This is a genomic window from Allocellulophaga tsushimaensis (assembly GCF_055383085.1).
In genome coordinates this window covers 2,164,601-2,181,086 of sequence record NZ_AP039451.1, presented here as the reverse complement: position 1 = coordinate 2,181,086, position 16,486 = coordinate 2,164,601, and the positions used below count along the sequence as shown (strand labels likewise).

Here is a 16,486-nt window from a genome sequence, read left to right as displayed (position 1 = left end):
AGGTATTCTATTTAAAAACTTAAAGATAAAAAAAGCATCCGCTAAAAACGGATGCTTTATATGATTTTTTAAAGCCTCTAGTAATTAGGCTAACATCGTTACTGGATTTTCAATAAAAGATCTCAAAGTCTGTAAAAACTGTGCTCCTACGGCACCATCTACAGTTCTATGATCACAAGCTAAAGTAAGTTTCATTGTATTTCCTACCACAATTTCTCCATTTTTAACCACCGGTTTTTCTACAATTGCTCCTACAGATAAAATTGCAGAATTGGGCTGATTTATGATTGATGTAAATGACTCAATACCAAACATTCCTAAATTAGAAACGGTAAATGTACTACCTTCCATTTCGTTAGGTGCTATTTTTTTACTCCTAGCTTTCCCTGCTAAATCTTTAACTGCTGCCCCAATCTGAGTAAGTTGTAATTGATCCGCAAATTTTACTACTGGCACTACCAAGCCTTCATCAACAGCAACAGCAACACCTAAATGAATATGCTTATTATAACGCGTTGTATCTCCGTTCCAAGAGGTATTTACTTGTGGGTGTTTTACTAATGCCATTGCACAAGCCTTTAAAACCATGTCATTAAACGACACTTTAGTATCTGGCAAACTATTAATTTGTGCTCTAGAGGCTTTAGCATTATCCATATCCACCTCTACATTAAGGTAAAAATGTGGTGCTGTAAATTTAGATTGCCCCAATACTTTTGCAATAACTTTTCGCATAGAAGAATTTTTAACTTCTTCTGAGCCTTCTTCACCAACAGGTAATACTGGAGCTATAATTTTAGTTGCTGCTACAGTATTAGTATCATTTGCTACGGTTGTAGTTTTTGTAGATGTAGCAGAAGGGGTATAATTCTCTACATCTTTCTTAACTATCCTACCATTATCTCCTGAACCTGAAATTTGAGATAAATCTAATCCTTTATCAGAAGCTATTTTTTTAGCCAATGGTGATGCAAATACTCTTTTAGTATCATTAGACGACACTGTTGGAGTATTAACTACTTCTTTATTTTCAGTAGGTTTTGTTTCCACTTTTGCATCATTATCTGTACTTGCTGTTGATGGTTTTGCATTTAAAACACTGTTCACATCTGTACCTGCAGGGCCAATAATAGCCAAAAGCGTATCTACAGGAGCGCCCTCACCTTCTGCAACCCCAATATGTAAAAGAGTTCCTTCATTAAAAGACTCAAACTCCATGGTAGCTTTATCTGTTTCTATTTCTGCAAGAATATCGCCCTCTTCTACAGTATCACCTACATTTTTTAACCAAGCAGCAACAGTACCTTCTTCCATAGTATCACTAAGTCTTGGCATGTTTACAATTACTACTCCTTCTGGTATTGTTGTAGCTGTTTCACTTGTTGATGTTTCTGCTACTTTTTCTTCTTTAGGCGCATTATCTTCCGAAGCTGTATTTTCTGATGAGGATGCAGCACCATTTAAATGTGCTGAGATGTCTTCTCCTTCATCACCAATAATAGCTAAAAGCGTATCTACTGGTGCACCATCACCTTCTGCAACTCCTATGTGTAAAAGTGTTCCTTCATTAAAAGACTCAAACTCCATTGTAGCTTTGTCTGTCTCTATTTCTGCAAGGATATCTCCTTCTTCTACCTTATCTCCAACATTTTTTAACCACTTAGCAACAGTACCCTCTTCCATGGTATCACTAAGTCTTGGCATATTTACTACTATCGCCATTGAACTATAATTTATGTTTTACAAATGGAAAATCCTCTTGCTCGTATACCATATCATACATCTGGTTTATCGGCGGATATTCTGATTCTTCAGCAAATTTTTCGCACTCAGAAACTCTAGCTTTTACGCTTTTGTCTATTGCTTTAATTTCTTCTTCAGTTGCGTATTTATTCTCCTTTATTACATCTAATACTTGTGTAATTGGATCTATTTTTTTGTATTCTTCTACTTCATCTTTTGTTCTGTAGTGTTGAGCATCTGACATAGAATGACCTCTATACCTGTATGTTTTCATTTCTAAGAAAGTTGGTCCTCCTCCTGTTCTTGCTCTTTCTATTGCTTTACTCATTTCCTTTGCAACAGTTACTGGATCCATACCATCTACAGGCCCGCATGGCATCTCATACCCTAAACCTAGCTTCCATATATCTGTAGAATAAGATGTTCTTGCTACAGATGTCCCCATAGCATAACCATTGTTTTCACAAACAAAAACTACTGGTAATTGCCATAGCATCGCTAAGTTAAATGTTTCATGCAAGGAACCTTGCCTAACAGCACCGTCTCCCATGTAACATATTGTAACGGCATCACTCTTTTTATATTTATCCGCAAAAGCTAATCCAGCACCTAAAGGAATTTGACCTCCAACAATACCATGCCCACCATAAAAACGATGTTCTTTAGAAAAAATATGCATAGAACCTCCCATTCCTTTAGATGTTCCAGTAACTTTTCCATACAATTCTGCCATTACTCGTTTAGGATCTTCTCCCATACCAATTGGCTGAACATGATTTCTATATGCTGTAATCATCTTATCTTTTGTAAGGTCCATTGCATGTAAAGCCCCTGCTAAAACAGCTTCTTGTCCGTTATACAAGTGAAGAAACCCTCTAACTTTTTGTTGGATATAAACGGCTGCAAGTTTATCCTCAAACTTTCTCCAGAATAACATGTCTTCATACCATTTTAGGTAGACTTCCTTAGTGATTTTTTCCATTAATTGTGTTTTTGTAGTACTGCATTATCGCTATTATTAATGATTTAGAGAAAAAGCGAAACACAAAAATACACATATAAATCAATTAGGTAAAAAAATTAAAGCAAAAGCTTGTTGAGAAAATCAGAATTTCATGAATTGCCCCTTAAAAGTGATATTTATCAATTTTTTAGCCATTAAATTCATAAAAATGAATTGTTAAAGGCGAGGGGTAAAATATCTGCAAGCGAATTACATTGAATTACTTCTCCTTTTTCTCCCATTAAAAATAATTGAATAGGCGTTTTTTGCCTTTGTTCGTACTCAGCTATAGCTTGCCTACAATTACCGCAAGGCGCAGCAGCTGTATCTACTACATAATTTTTAGAAGTAGCAGAAATCGCTATAGCTATAATTGTTTCTTCTGGATATTTTGCTCCTGCTTGAAAAACAGCAACTCGTTCTGCACAAAGCCCTGCAGGAAACGCTGCATTTTCTTGATTATTCCCTATTACTACTTCTCCATTTTTTAATAATACAGCAGCCCCTACTTGAAAGTTTGAGTATGGAGCATATGCATCTTTTCTGGCAGCAACAGCTTTTTTCATTAATAGATACTCTTTTTTAGGTAATTCTTTTAAAGAATCGAAAACAGAAAATTCTATACTTAGTTGTTGTTTTCTCACAATAATTTAATTTTATAAATGGTAAAGTAAGATAACACAAAGAATTTTCTTAAAAACTAAAAAAGACCAAAGAAATAAATTCTTTGATCTTTTTACATCTTTTACACTTTCTTAGTTATTCAGCTAAAGTTGGTTGATCTCCTAAGTTGAATGTTAAAGAAAAACGTAATGTATTTTCTAATGGACTTCTTATTCTTGATGTAGAAAACAAGTAAGATAAATCTATTTGTGCTGCTCTAAATTTAAAACCAGCACCTAAAGAAAAGAATTTTCTAAATCCTTTTTCTTGACTTTCATTAAAATATCCTGTGCGCAGCATAAAGGAATCTTGATAGGTATACTCTGCCCCTAATGCCCATGTAGTTTCTTGTAATTCTTCTGAAAAACCTCCAGGAGCATCTCCAAAAGAGGAAAAAATTCCTTCCACAAAACCTATATCTTGCAATTCATCATTATCCAAACCATTAACAACACCATCGTTATTAAAATCTTGTGGTGTAGGTACTAATAGCTTATTAAATTCTGATGTTAAAGCTAAGACATTATCTGCGTCTAAAATAAAATCAAAACCAACGCCAAATCTTAAATTAGTAGGTAAAAAGTTTGTGTTACCGCCCTGGTCATAAGTTATTTTATTCCCAACATTAGAAATATTAAAACCTGCTCTCCATCTACCGTCAAAAGAATTATATGCCTTTTCTTTAGAGGTATAGAAACCTGCAACATCTACTGCAAAAGAAGTTGCCGATTGCGCATCAGAATTTGGCTGATTTTGTAATCTAAGATTTGAACTTATAAACCTACCTGCAACTGCCATAGAAAAGGTTTCACTTAACTTTAAAGAATAAGAACCATCTAAAGCAAACTCATTTGGTTTAACTCTAGTTCCTGGTTCTCCAGCCGTTTGTCTTAACTCTATTTCTCCAAGAGTAAAGTATCTAAGACTAATAGCATATGCGCTTTGAGCATCAATCTTGTTATAAAAATTAGCATTTAATAAACCTATATCATTAACCACACTCTCTAAGAAAGGAGTATAACTAATACCAATACCTATTCTATTTTCTGCAAAAGCAAATTTTGCTGGATTCCATTGTTGGGAATATGCATCTACAGAAGTAGCAACTCCCATATCACCTAGACCAGAAGCTCTGGCATCAGCAGCTATATTTAAAAAAGGGACACCTGTAGTAATAGCTCTTTCTCCTTGTGCAGTTAATTTAAAAGTGATTATTAATAAGGTAAAGACTAATAATTTTTTCATTTCTATATTTTAATTAGTGTATATTTTTAGAATAATACTATTTTTTCTAAAAATTCTCGTTCTCATTATATTAAACGTTCTATTTTAAAAAAACTTATCTACTTAGAAATAAAAATTTAAAAAATGGTCGGCTACAATAATACAATTTAAATATAAAAGTTTTATTACAATCCTATATAAAAATCCTATGAAATTAAATTTAAAAAAGGTGAAATGCGAATACTATTATCATTTTTTATTCGTTATCATAATAGTAATACCATATTGTATTCTGGTTATTGAATCTTAATATTCTGCAAAATATTTCAGTTTAATGAAATATTCTTTGCAAAATGACGTTTTAATGCCGAATGCGATAGTAAAGAAAATATAAATATTGAATTCAACTATAAATTATAAGTTGATATTATAGAACTCAAGTCCTAATTATGAAAAAACAATTCATTAAAGTTATTCTCTCTTGTGCTATTATAGCAGGTGGCGTAAGTAGTTGTAAGAAGTCTTCTTCTTCATCTAAAAATACTTCAAGAGCCACTGGATGGAAAATAAATGCTAAAGAAGGTGGATTTAAACAAAATACAGATTATAAAGAGCAAGAAACTGCTCCTGGCTTAGTATTTGTTGAAGGAGGTACCTTTACAAAAGGTAAAGTTCAAGATGATGTAATGCATGAATGGAATAATACACCATCATCGCAGCACGTTCAATCTTTTTACATGGACGAAACTGAAGTTACGAATTCTATGTACTTAGAATATTTAGACTATTTAAAAAATGTATATCCTCCAGACGATCCAAGATATGCTAATATTTATAAAGGAGCATTACCAGATACTTTAGTTTGGAGAAACCGTTTAGGATATAACGAAACAATGACTAATAATTATTTACGTCATCCAGGTTATGCAGAATATCCTGTAGTTGGTGTAAATTGGATACAAGCTACTCAGTTTGCGGAATGGCGTACAGATCGTGTAAACGAAATGAAATTAGTAAAAGAAGGTTATGTAGCAGAAGAAGCTTTATACAAAGTGTATAATGGTGAAATAGATGAAGGATCATTTAGCACAGAAACTTACTTAAACAATCCACATTCTTCATATGCGAGTCAAATAGATTCTTTACAAGGTAAAAAGAAAAAAGATTCTGTCTCTGTATTTGCAGGAAGAAGCACAGGTGTAATTTTACCAGAATATAGATTACCTACAGAAGCGGAATGGGAATATGCTGCACAAGCACAAGTGGGATCTAGAGAGTACAACAATTACAGAGGAAGAAAAAAATATCCTTGGGAAGGTGATTACACTAGAAATGGAAAGCGAGTAGGAAGAGGAGATCAATTAGCAAACTTTAAACAAGGAAAAGGTGATTATGGTGGAATCGCAGAATGGTCTGACGATGGTGCTGATATTACTGCTCAAGTAAAAAAATACAAGCCTAACGCTTTAGGTTTATATGATATGGCTGGTAATGTTGCCGAATGGGTGGCTGATGTTTACAGACCGATTGTAGATGACGAAGTGAGTGATTTTAATTACTACAGAGGTAATGTTTACATGAAAACCGCTATTGGTGATGATGGTAAAGCACAAGTACTAACTGGTAATGAAGTTGTTTATGACACCTTACCAAATGGCAAAGTAGTTGCTGTAAATTTACCTGGTGAAATACGAATGGTAGCTGTTGATGAAGAAGAAACGTATTTAAGAACAAATTTCTCTAAAAGTGATAATAGAGGTCACCGAGACGGAGATCCAAGTTCTTCAAGATTTTATGACAGATTTAATGATGAGGAAGAAGGTGAAGATGGTGAGAAAAAAGAACAAAAGAAGATGTATAACTCTCCTAAGCACAAAGTAGAGCGAGATTCTCTTGGAAATATCACAAGACAATATGACAAATCTAACAATAGAACTTCTTTAATTAATGATGAAGTTAGAGTTTACAAAGGTGGTTCTTGGAGAGATAGAGCGTATTGGTTAGACCCAGCGCAACGTAGATATTTACCACAATATATGGCTACAGACTATATTGGATTTAGATGTGCAATGTCTAGAGTTGGTTCTAAATCAAAAATTAAAAACAAACAAGTACGTCACAAAAAGACAAAATAAATTTATACAACATAAAAAAAGTCCTGATGAAAAAACATCAGGACTTTTTTTATACCTTAGTTTTATGATAATAGCAGAACTTCACCAGCTGTTTTTACAGCATCCTACAATATCTACAGACACCAGAAAAATCACAAAGAACTGCCTTTTCTTTGCATTAAAAGGGGATAATTTTAACGGTAACGCTTATGCCCAAAAAGCATTAGAAAACGGTGCTATCTATGCTATTGTTGACGAAGAAAAATACGCAAATCACAAAAATACAATTCTAGTAAAGGATGTATTAGTTACATTACAAAAACTTGCTAATTACCATCGTAAACAATCTAAAGCTAAAATTATTAGTTTAACAGGAAGTAATGGAAAAACCACCACAAAGGAACTGATTAACGCTGTATTAGCCACAAGTTATAAAACTATTGCAACCATTGGAAATTTAAACAATCATATTGGGGTTCCTTTAACGCTATTAACTATAAAAAAAGATACAGAAATAGCCATAGTAGAAATGGGTGCCAATCACCAAAAAGAAATTGAATTTCTATGCACCATAGCTGAGCCAGATTATGGGTATATAACTAATTTTGGAAAAGCACATCTAGAAGGTTTTGGGGGTGTTGAAGGTGTTATAAAGGGCAAAAGTGAGCTTTATCAATATTTAATTAGTGATAATAAGTACGTTTTTCTTAATGCAGACGATCCTATTCAAATAGACAAACTAAACAATTATGCTAAAAAGTTTGGTTATAGTCAAACCAATTCAAAATACTATCCAATTCAGTTTATATCCGCAAATCCATTTGTGCAAATTGCTTTTGAAAATTCAGAAATTAACTCAAAACTAATTGGGGCATATAATTATAATAATTGCTGTGCTGCAATACTAATGGGTAAATACTTTAACGTAAGTATAAAAGATATTAAAAAAGGTATTGAGAGTTATACTCCATCAAATAACCGTTCACAAATTATAGAAAAAAATGGTCATCAAATTATTTTAGATGCTTATAATGCTAATCCTAGTAGTATGGAGGTTGCATTAGAAAATTTTAAAAAAATAGATGCTACTTCTAAAATTGTTTTTTTAGGTGATATGTTTGAGCTTGGTGAAACCGCAGCAAATGAACATCAAGCAATTGCAGATTTAGCGATCTCTATGGATTTTGATTATACTTATTTAATAGGCGAAAATTTTAATACTACTCAAACAAAAATAGATACTTTTTCTTCTTTTGAAGTTTTAAAAGAATTCTTAAAAAAACAAGAAATTCCAAAAAGTAACATTCTTATAAAGGGCTCAAGAGGTATGGCGTTAGAACGTATTTTGGATGTATTATAAAGATTATTCAAAATTAGAATGGTTGTAAATTTCTTTTTCTAATTCTTTCTTGTAGGATAACACTTTTTCGTCAGAAAGTTCAAAAATTGTTTTAAACTCTTCTAATACCAAATCTAAATACGTAGAAACACTTTCAATATCAAAATACATTCTTCCGGTACGTCTTATAAAAAAATCCATTGGTGTAACAACCATTTCATGTTGAATACAAAAATGTAATTCTGCTTTTATTAGTTTTCCGAAATGGGTTCCTTTTTCAAAAGAATTATAAATAGCTAATATTCTTTCCGTTTGTTTCCCATATGTAGTAGTTAAATACCAAGCATAATAATCACTAAGCCCTATTGTACTATAATCAGTTATTAGTTTATTAATATACGTCAATACTTCTTTATGGCTTTTCCATACACCACCACAAAGTGGAATTTTTTTTGTGGCTACTTTTTTAAAATTAACCGCTGTTTTTCGCTCTAATTTCTTTTGAAGTTTATCAACTATTTTTTGTGCCATTTTACGATACCCTGTTAGCTTACCACCAGCCATACTTATAAGGCCTGTATCTGAAACAAAAATCTCATCTTTTCTTGACAATTCTGAAGGCGATTTTCCTTCTTCGTGTATTAAAGGGCGTAAGCCAGCCCAAGAAGAAATGACATCTTTAAGTTCTAAATGAACACCAGGAAACATTGTATTAATGCCATCTAAAACATAATTAGCATCTTTTTTATTTACATCTATATCGTTTTTATCCCCTTTATAACTTGTATCTGTAGTCCCAGCATAGGTAACTTTTCCTCTGGGAATAGCAAACATCATTCTACCATCAGGAATATCAAAATAAACAGATTGCTTTACTGGCAATTTTTCTTTAGGAAAAACCAAATGAATACCTTTAGTAAGATGCAATTGCTTGCCAGTTTTAGAAGCATTAAATGCTCTTAATTCATCTACCCAAGGTCCTCCAGCATTAATTACAAATTTAGAATTTATATGGTATACCTCATCACTTAAAACATCTTTTACCACAACGCCAGAAACCTGATTTTCTTTGTATAAAAAGTTTTGTACTTCTGAATAATTTAAAATAGTAGCTCCGTAATTATTAGCTGTTTTTATATTCTCTATGGTAAGTCTTGCATCATCTGTTCTATATTCTGCGTAATACGCTGCTCCCTTTAATTCTTTATTAGGCAAAAGTGGTTCTAAAGCTAAAGCCTTTTCTTTACCTATCATTTTTCTTCTATCATCTCCTTTTACATTGGCTAAAATATCATATACTTTTAGTCCAATTGATGATAAAATTTTGCCGTAAGAACCATTTTTTACTAGTGGTAACAGCATTTTTTCTGGTAATACTAAATGCGGTGCAAGTTTATGTACTATAGCTCTTTCTGTACCAACTTCTCTCACTAAAGCAAAATCAAATTGTTTTAGATACCGTAATCCTCCATGTATTAGCTTTGTAGATTTACTGCTTGTTCCTGATGCAAAATCTCCTTTTTCTACTAAAGCAACTTTCATACCTCTAGAGGCTGCATCTAACGCAATACCAGCACCTGTAATACCACCTCCAATAACGACTAAATCATATGAGGCATCCTTAAACTTAGTTATTAATTCCGCTCTCCTTAAATGCGTATATGTTTTTATTTCCATTCTTTTTGTATCGCAATTTTTATGCTTTTTCTTCCCAATTCATAGTTCGTTTCACTGCTTTTTTCCATCCTTTGTATAGCTTATCTTTTTTTTCTTCAGAGATATTAGGTTTAAAAACGGCGTCTATATCTTTAGATTGTACAATATCTTCTTCTTTCCATAAACCCACTGTTATTCCTGCCATATAAGCAGCCCCTAACGCAGTAGATTCTATAGAAGCTGGTCTAATTACTTCTTTACCTAGTATAGCTGCTTGAAATTGCATTAGATAATCATTTGCAGCAGCACCACCATCTACTCGTAAAGATTTCATTTCTAAACCAGAATCGTTTTGCATAGCTTCTAAAATATCTCTGGTCTGATAAGCTAAACTATCTAAAGTTGCCTTTGTAATATGTTTTTTACCAGTATCCCTTGTTAATCCAAAAATAGCTCCCCGTGCATACATATCCCAATATGGCGCTCCTAAACCAGCAAAAGCAGGAACTACATAAACTGGATTATCATTTTGTAATTCATTAGCCAACACTTCCGTTTCGGCTGCAGAAGCAATTAAGGTTAATTCGTCTCTTAACCATTGTATAGCAGCCCCTCCTATAAAAATACTACCTTCTAAAGCATAGCTTACTTTAGCATTTACACCCCAAGCAATTGTGGTTAACAATCCATTTTTAGAATATTGTGGAGCTTCACCAGTATTCATTAATAAAAAACAACCTGTGCCATAGGTATTCTTAGCATCACCTTTATGTATGCATGCTTGACCAAAGAGTGCTGCCTGCTGATCACCTAGTATACTGGCTATAGGAATTTTTTGCCCCTCTAATTCATAATATCCAAATATGCTTGAAGAAGGTTTAACTTCTGGCAATAGACTTTTAGGAATTTCTAAGGCTTTTAATAAGGTTTCATCCCAAGTTAATGTATTAATATTATACAATAAGGTTCGGGAGGCATTAGAATAATCGGTTACATGAACTTCTCCTTTTGTTAAATTCCATATTAACCAGGTATCTACTGTTCCAAAACACAAATTACCATTTAAAACTTTTTCTTGAGCTCCATCTACATGATCTAGAATCCATTTTATTTTAGTTCCAGAAAAATAAGAATCTATGACTAGCCCTGTATTTTTTCTAATATAATTGGTTAAACCATTCTCTCTTAATTTCTCACAATAAGATACTGTTCTTTTATCTTGCCAAACAATAGCATTATAAATAGGTTTACCCGTTTTCTTATCCCAAACAATAGTTGTTTCGCGCTGATTGGTAATCCCTATAGCTTTAATGTCTGACAAAGCGATTTTTTGTTTTTTTATAAGCCTATGAAAAACGTTTAATTGGGTTTCTAAAATAGCATTTGGATCGTGTTCTACCCAATCTGATTGCGGATATATTTGTTGAAATTCCTCTTGTTCCATTGCAACAATAGCGCCATTATCATTAATTAAAAGTGCTCTAGAACTAGACGTGCCTTGGTCTAAGGCAATAATATATTTCTTGTCTGAAATCATTTCGTTTAACTTAGAAAATAAAGTAAGTACTTAATACTAATATGGAAATAACAAGACCAACAATTTTTGCATATTTCCATGGAGTTATATCTATTTCCTCAGTAATTTTAGGCTCATACACCTTCTGATTAGGAAAAAGTATTCCCATAAACAGCATAAATATTACATTAATCACAAAAAGAATTCCCATAATATGTAAAAAGTGAGGGTACGCCTTTGCCTTTATTACACCTAGCTCTTTTGCATTTGTGATACCGTTTGCAGCAGCTTCTGCTAATGCTGCATCCACAAAATAAGGACTTAATACAAATTGACTAATTAGGTACATAAGCACCCCTACTGTTAAAACTATTTTTGCACTTAAAGCAGGTACTTTTTTAGTAATCATCCCCATGGTTACCACTGCTAAAATAGGGACACTTAAACTTCCTAAAGACTCTTGAATATAAGAAAACAATCCGTCTGGTGCATCTGCTATAAAAGGTGCAATAGACATTGATATTATTGCTAAAACAATACCAAATTTCTTCCCTGCTTTTACTCTTTGCACATCCGAGGCATTTTTATTAAAATATTGGCCGTATAGATCTACTCCAAACAAAGTAGAACTACTATTAAGTAAACTATTAAATGAACTTAAAACTGCGCCAAATAAAACAGCTGCAAAAAAACCTAAGAACGCAGACGGTAATACTTTACGAACTAATGCTGGGTAGGCTTGATCTGCGTTTTCTAAATTTCCATCAAAAACATGCCAAGCTATAACGCCGGGTAATACGACTATAATTGGGATAAGAAACTTTACAAAACCAGCAAAAATCATCCCTTTTTGCCCTTCTTTTAAGCTTTTAGCACCAAAAACACGTTGTAATATAGATTGGTTTGTTCCCCAATAATACATTTGAGCGATCATCATTCCAGTAAAGATCGTACCAAAAGGAATAAAAGAATCTATTTCTCCTTTTACATTAAATTTCTCTGGATTTCCTTTCCATAAAGTACTTAAACCATCACTAATACTATCATTACCAATTAGTAATAAACCAAAAACAGGAATTAACAATCCTCCTATTAACAAACCAATAGCATTCACTAAATCCGAAACCGCTACTGCTTTAAGACCACCAAAAATGGCATATACAGAACCAATTAAACCTATACTCCATACACAAATCCAAATAATAGTGGACTGTGGCACTCCTAATGCTGTTGGCAAATCAAACATAGTACTAAAGGCAATAGATCCAGAATACAATATGGTAGGCAATAGTACTACACCAAAAGCTACTAAAAAAAGAATGGACAGTATCGATTTTGTTTGTGCATCAAAGCGCTCTTCTATAAATTCTGGAATAGTAGTAATTCCAGATCTCATATATTTAGGTAATAAAAAAATAGCAGTTACAATCATTGCCACTGCAGCTAAAGTTTCCCATGCCATTACTAAAATTCCTTGCGCAAAAGATTGCCCATTTAAACCAACTATTTGTTCTGCAGAAAGATTGGTAAGTAATAAGGAACCTGCTATGGTTATAGCACCTAAACTTCTCCCACCAAGGTAATAGCCATCAGCAGATTTCTCATCTGTATTTCTTGAAGCATACCATGCAATGATAGCCACTAATATTGTAAACCCTGCGAAAGATAAAATTGGTAATACATCCATTATTTACTGTTTATTTTATTTTTTTAAGCTGAATTATTCCACATTCCGGAACAGCAATTTCCATTAAGCCTTTTTTTAATTTGAATTCTGTTTTATCCATTATGCTACCCATACAATCATAAACAGTACATTTATATTTACCCATTTTCTTTCTATTTCTTAATACAATCTTATTTGTCAATTGCGCATTTAAGATATGTATTTTTTTATCAGCATTTGATATCTCTATAACATAATCATCATACACACCGATAATAGTTTGATTATTTTTTGAAACTTTTTTAATTGGGTAATTGCTTAATGGGCTTAAAGGTATAAAATTTCCTTCCATAAGTACCGTAGCATTTTCGTTCCAATATTTAGTATAAAATGCAATCATTGCTTTATGCTCTCCAGAGATTTCTGTTAAGAGCACAGAAAGTTGTGGGACACCAAAAAAAGTATTTATCAATTGTAATGCTGCAATTTCTACTGGCTCTTTATGATGCCAAGTTACCATATCTGAATGTACGGCAGTTTCTCCGCACAACATACGTATATCTGCTATTCTTACCCTATTCATGGTAGCATCTCCTGGACAGTCAAAAGCGCGTAATATGTTACCATATTTACGCATTGCCGGGCCTATGTATTTTTGACGGAATTCTATAAAAATATTTGGATTAACATGCTTTAATACAGTAATAACATCAGATAATAGCTTATCTACTGCAAGGTTTATAGAAGCATAGTCTCTACCATTTTCTTGATGTAAAGGGGTGTCTTTATACCATCTAAAATCATCTATAAAATCTAATTTAAGTCCATCTAAGTTCCACTCCTCTACAGCTTTTTTATAAATATTGATTAGATATGCTCTTATTTCTGGATAGCGAGGATCAAAAACTGGCGCCCATCTATGATTTTCTGTTAAAAATTTTCCTTTAAATTTTTGATACGCTTTAGATTTCTTACCACAAAATGGCACAGAATACCACAAACCCACTTTCATCCCCGTTTGATGAATTTTAGAAACAAATTTTTTCATATTAGGAATTCGCTCTGGTTGCCAATCTCCCGTGTAATCATAACCCCTATTGTTGTCTTTTGTCTGCCAACCATCATCTAAAATAATAGCTTTATACCCTAAATCGTTTGCTATTTTACATTCTTCTAGTAGTAATTTTTCATCTAAGCTTTGATGAAATTGATACCATGTAGAATACAATGGCATTTTTGCAATAGTTGGTACAGAAGTTGGCTTTAATTCTTCATAAGTCTCCCACCATTTAGAAGTAGCTTTTAAGGTTTCTGAAAAATGAATAGGTCGGTAGTCTAAACGGATTTGTGTTTTAAAATGATTCGTTTCATACGCTTGCTCACTAAAAAAAGTAATATGACAATAAAATTGATTATCTTCTTCTCTAATACAAGCATTCATTTCTAGCTTATTAATTGCATCAGAGCAAGCAAATGTTAGTATATTATGATCATCATGACTAAATAAGCTTATTACTGGGGCATCAATAGAAATTCTGGATTCCATATGATCTAATTCCCAATCGGCTTGGATACGTTTAGAAAAGTCTGCGGTTGGTTTCCAAACGCCTTTTACATTTATAGCAGGCACTTTCCATTTTAAAGTTATTGGATCAGGAAAAACAGCTTCAGTACTCGAAACTTCAAAATCGTATATAATTATTCCATCTTTGTTCGTAATTTCTTTTAAGGATGAACTTACTTTACTATTAGTACTCTGGTTAATTCCAATAGTTTCTCTATCCTCTGTAACATCTACAATCATAAATTATTCTATTTTTCCTTCACTTAAAATACCCACAACATTTGTTTATTCTAAATTACAATTTTAGTACTAGCAAAAGCCAAGTAACTGAGTTACTTGGCTTAAACACTTCCTTAAATTACAACTCAAACTCAAAATTTTAATACCCAGGATTTTGATCTAAATTTCCGTTAGCATCTCTTTCTGAATTAGGAATCCACACCAATTCGTGTTTCCCTGTTTGAAAAGTACCACCAGAAATAGATTTAGGATGATATGTTTGCGAACCGTTGGTGACGTGTAAAGAAGTAGGTCCTAAATAATCATCTGCCAACTCCCATCTAACCAAATCAAAGAAACGATGCCCTTCTCCTGCTAATTCCATAGCTCGCTCATCTATAATTGCTTGGCGCATTGCTGTTTGGTCTAAACCTAAATCTGTTATTGTTGATAGATTGGCTCTTTGGCGAACCATATCTACAAAAGGTCCTGCCTCTGCAGTACGGTTATCTTCATTTAAAGCTTCTGCTAACATTAATAAAACATCTGCATATCGTATAATTCTCCAATTATTACCCACATTAGTTCCTAAAAAATCTACATCAGCTCTAACACCTAATTCCATTCCAGTATATTTTCTACTAAAAATTGGTGCTACTCCCTCTTCAACGGCTATAGTAACTGCATCAGATGGTTCACCTTCTGGTTCAGGCGTTTCATCTCCTATATCTGTAACAAAATCAACTCCACCATAACCTGTTGCACCTGGATAATTAAATGTTAATGTTTCATTTCTTCGTACAACATCTCCATTTGCATTAAATAATTCCAATAACCAAGGATTAATAACATGGCCTCTATCTGGAGTTTTTACAGGCGGAGCATAATCAATATGATAATTCCCCATAGATCCAGTACCTGGGATATCTGTACCCCAAATAAAAGTGGTTTGCCCTTGAAATTGTAATTCAAAAACAGATTCTGAATTATTTTCATTTGTGGTTGAAAAATTATCTGCAAATTGTTCCGCTGGCAACAAGCTATATCTCCCTACTAAACTATTAAGTGCTGTTATTGCATTTGGAAAATCTTTCATATATAAATAGCTCTTTCCTTTTAGCGCTGTTGCTGCTCCAGATGTTGGTCTTCCTGCATTATCACCTTCCCAGGAAGCTGGCAACATACTTTCTGCCATTTCTAAATCCGAAATAATCTGTGCCCATATCGCTGAGGTTTCTGCCTGATCTACCAATAAATTATCTAAATCTGGTAGTTCTGTAATAAGCGGTACTCTACCGTATAAGTTAGTAAGGTACCAATAGTCAAAGGCTCTTAAAAAATAAGCTTGTCCTACAAGACCATTTCGGGTATCATCATCTGGTATACCTTCTGCATTTACATTAATAATAATATTATTACAACGTGCAATAGATTTATACAATTGCTGCCATGGTTCTGTTGCCCAACGATCTCCGGGGTTTCCTTGAAAAGTAGACATTGCTGTATTACTACCAAATGGAAAAATATTGAATTCATCGGAACGCAACATTGCGCCTGTATGAATTATTCTTCCCCAAAAAAAAGTGCTCGTTACTGAATGAAATGCACCATTAACAGCAGCTTCTACTTGCTCTGCAGAACTACCAAAATTGGCTGTAGAAGTTGCATTATTATTTAATTGCTCTAAAACATCATCAGAGCATGCTACCAATACTAATAAACTAGCAAGAAGCATTTTAATTGAATTGAATTGAAAAATCTTTTTCATTTTTATTTATA

Annotated in this window: 11 protein-coding genes; 2 read left to right on the top strand and 9 right to left on the bottom strand. The window is 33.1% G+C overall.

What is annotated here, in order from left to right:
• Nucleotides 1-84 precede the first annotated feature (84 nt).
• The 4 genes from ACZ451_RS09275 to porV all read right to left on the bottom strand — a co-directional run bounded on the left by ACZ451_RS09275 (nucleotide 85) and on the right by porV (nucleotide 4,654).
• A complete protein-coding gene (locus ACZ451_RS09275; protein ID WP_464216836.1) occupies nucleotides 85-1,722 on the bottom strand; it encodes a dihydrolipoamide acetyltransferase family protein in 1,638 nt (545 codons plus the stop codon).
• Nucleotides 1,723-1,726: 4 nt separating this feature from the next.
• On the bottom strand, nucleotides 1,727-2,725 hold the full coding sequence (gene pdhA / locus ACZ451_RS09270) for a pyruvate dehydrogenase (acetyl-transferring) E1 component subunit alpha (protein WP_464216835.1): 999 nt from the start codon (nucleotides 2,723-2,725) through the stop codon (nucleotides 1,727-1,729).
• Nucleotides 2,726-2,907: 182 nt separating this feature from the next.
• The gene (gene cdd, locus ACZ451_RS09265) at nucleotides 2,908-3,390 is read right to left on the bottom strand and encodes a cytidine deaminase (RefSeq protein WP_464216834.1); all 483 of its coding nucleotides are present in this window, start codon (nucleotides 3,388-3,390) and stop codon (nucleotides 2,908-2,910) included.
• A gap of 115 nt (nucleotides 3,391-3,505) precedes the next feature.
• A complete protein-coding gene (porV, locus tag ACZ451_RS09260; RefSeq protein ID WP_464216832.1) occupies nucleotides 3,506-4,654 on the bottom strand; it encodes a type IX secretion system outer membrane channel protein PorV in 1,149 nt (382 codons plus the stop codon).
• A gap of 428 nt (nucleotides 4,655-5,082) precedes the next feature.
• Between porV and gldJ the strand changes: the two genes are divergently transcribed.
• Together gldJ and ACZ451_RS09250 are read left to right on the top strand one after the other, a co-directional pair.
• On the top strand, nucleotides 5,083-6,768 hold the full coding sequence (gldJ, locus tag ACZ451_RS09255) for a gliding motility lipoprotein GldJ (RefSeq protein ID WP_464216831.1): 1,686 nt from the start codon (nucleotides 5,083-5,085) through the stop codon (nucleotides 6,766-6,768).
• Nucleotides 6,769-6,832: 64 nt separating this feature from the next.
• Entirely contained in the window at nucleotides 6,833-8,107 is a 1,275-nt protein-coding gene (locus ACZ451_RS09250; RefSeq protein ID WP_464216830.1) for a UDP-N-acetylmuramoyl-tripeptide--D-alanyl-D-alanine ligase, read from the top strand.
• Nucleotides 8,108-8,110: 3 nt separating this feature from the next.
• On the opposite strand, the gene ACZ451_RS09245 is transcribed toward ACZ451_RS09250, so the two are convergent.
• The 5 genes from ACZ451_RS09245 to ACZ451_RS09225 form a co-directional block, all read right to left on the bottom strand.
• Nucleotides 8,111-9,763, bottom strand: a complete 1,653-nt coding sequence (locus ACZ451_RS09245; RefSeq protein ID WP_464216829.1) for a glycerol-3-phosphate dehydrogenase/oxidase — start codon at nucleotides 9,761-9,763, stop codon at nucleotides 8,111-8,113.
• Between the two features lie 19 nt (nucleotides 9,764-9,782).
• A complete protein-coding gene (gene glpK / locus ACZ451_RS09240) occupies nucleotides 9,783-11,279 on the bottom strand; it encodes a glycerol kinase GlpK (protein WP_464216828.1) in 1,497 nt (498 codons plus the stop codon).
• Between the two features lie 10 nt (nucleotides 11,280-11,289).
• Nucleotides 11,290-12,945, bottom strand: a complete 1,656-nt coding sequence (locus ACZ451_RS09235; protein ID WP_464216827.1) for a solute:sodium symporter family transporter — start codon at nucleotides 12,943-12,945, stop codon at nucleotides 11,290-11,292.
• A gap of 10 nt (nucleotides 12,946-12,955) precedes the next feature.
• Nucleotides 12,956-14,728, bottom strand: coding sequence for a glycoside hydrolase family 36 protein (locus ACZ451_RS09230; RefSeq protein ID WP_464216826.1), 1,773 nt, complete (start codon nucleotides 14,726-14,728; stop codon nucleotides 12,956-12,958).
• 139 nt (nucleotides 14,729-14,867) lie between these two features.
• Nucleotides 14,868-16,475: a RagB/SusD family nutrient uptake outer membrane protein gene (locus tag ACZ451_RS09225; RefSeq protein WP_464216825.1), complete on the bottom strand. Its 1,608-nt coding sequence runs from the start codon at nucleotides 16,473-16,475 to the stop codon at nucleotides 14,868-14,870.
• Between the last annotated feature and the right edge of the window lie 11 nt (nucleotides 16,476-16,486).

What these genes read in the sequence shown, in the direction of transcription:
- glpK (WP_464216828.1), bottom strand. Translation starts at nt 11,279, where the DNA reads ATGATTTCAGACAAGAAATATATTATTGCCTTAGACCAAGGCACGTCT.
- ACZ451_RS09245 (WP_464216829.1), bottom strand. Translation starts at nt 9,763, where the DNA reads ATGGAAATAAAAACATATACGCATTTAAGGAGAGCGGAATTAATAACT.
- ACZ451_RS09230 (WP_464216826.1), bottom strand. Translation starts at nt 14,728, where the DNA reads ATGATTGTAGATGTTACAGAGGATAGAGAAACTATTGGAATTAACCAG.
- pdhA (WP_464216835.1), bottom strand. Translation starts at nt 2,725, where the DNA reads ATGGAAAAAATCACTAAGGAAGTCTACCTAAAATGGTATGAAGACATG.
- ACZ451_RS09250 (WP_464216830.1), top strand. Translation starts at nt 6,833, where the DNA reads ATGATAATAGCAGAACTTCACCAGCTGTTTTTACAGCATCCTACAATA.
- ACZ451_RS09225 (WP_464216825.1), bottom strand. Translation starts at nt 16,475, where the DNA reads ATGAAAAAGATTTTTCAATTCAATTCAATTAAAATGCTTCTTGCTAGT.
- porV (WP_464216832.1), bottom strand. Translation starts at nt 4,654, where the DNA reads ATGAAAAAATTATTAGTCTTTACCTTATTAATAATCACTTTTAAATTA.
- gldJ (WP_464216831.1), top strand. Translation starts at nt 5,083, where the DNA reads ATGAAAAAACAATTCATTAAAGTTATTCTCTCTTGTGCTATTATAGCA.
- ACZ451_RS09235 (WP_464216827.1), bottom strand. Translation starts at nt 12,945, where the DNA reads ATGGATGTATTACCAATTTTATCTTTCGCAGGGTTTACAATATTAGTG.
- ACZ451_RS09275 (WP_464216836.1), bottom strand. Translation starts at nt 1,722, where the DNA reads ATGGCGATAGTAGTAAATATGCCAAGACTTAGTGATACCATGGAAGAG.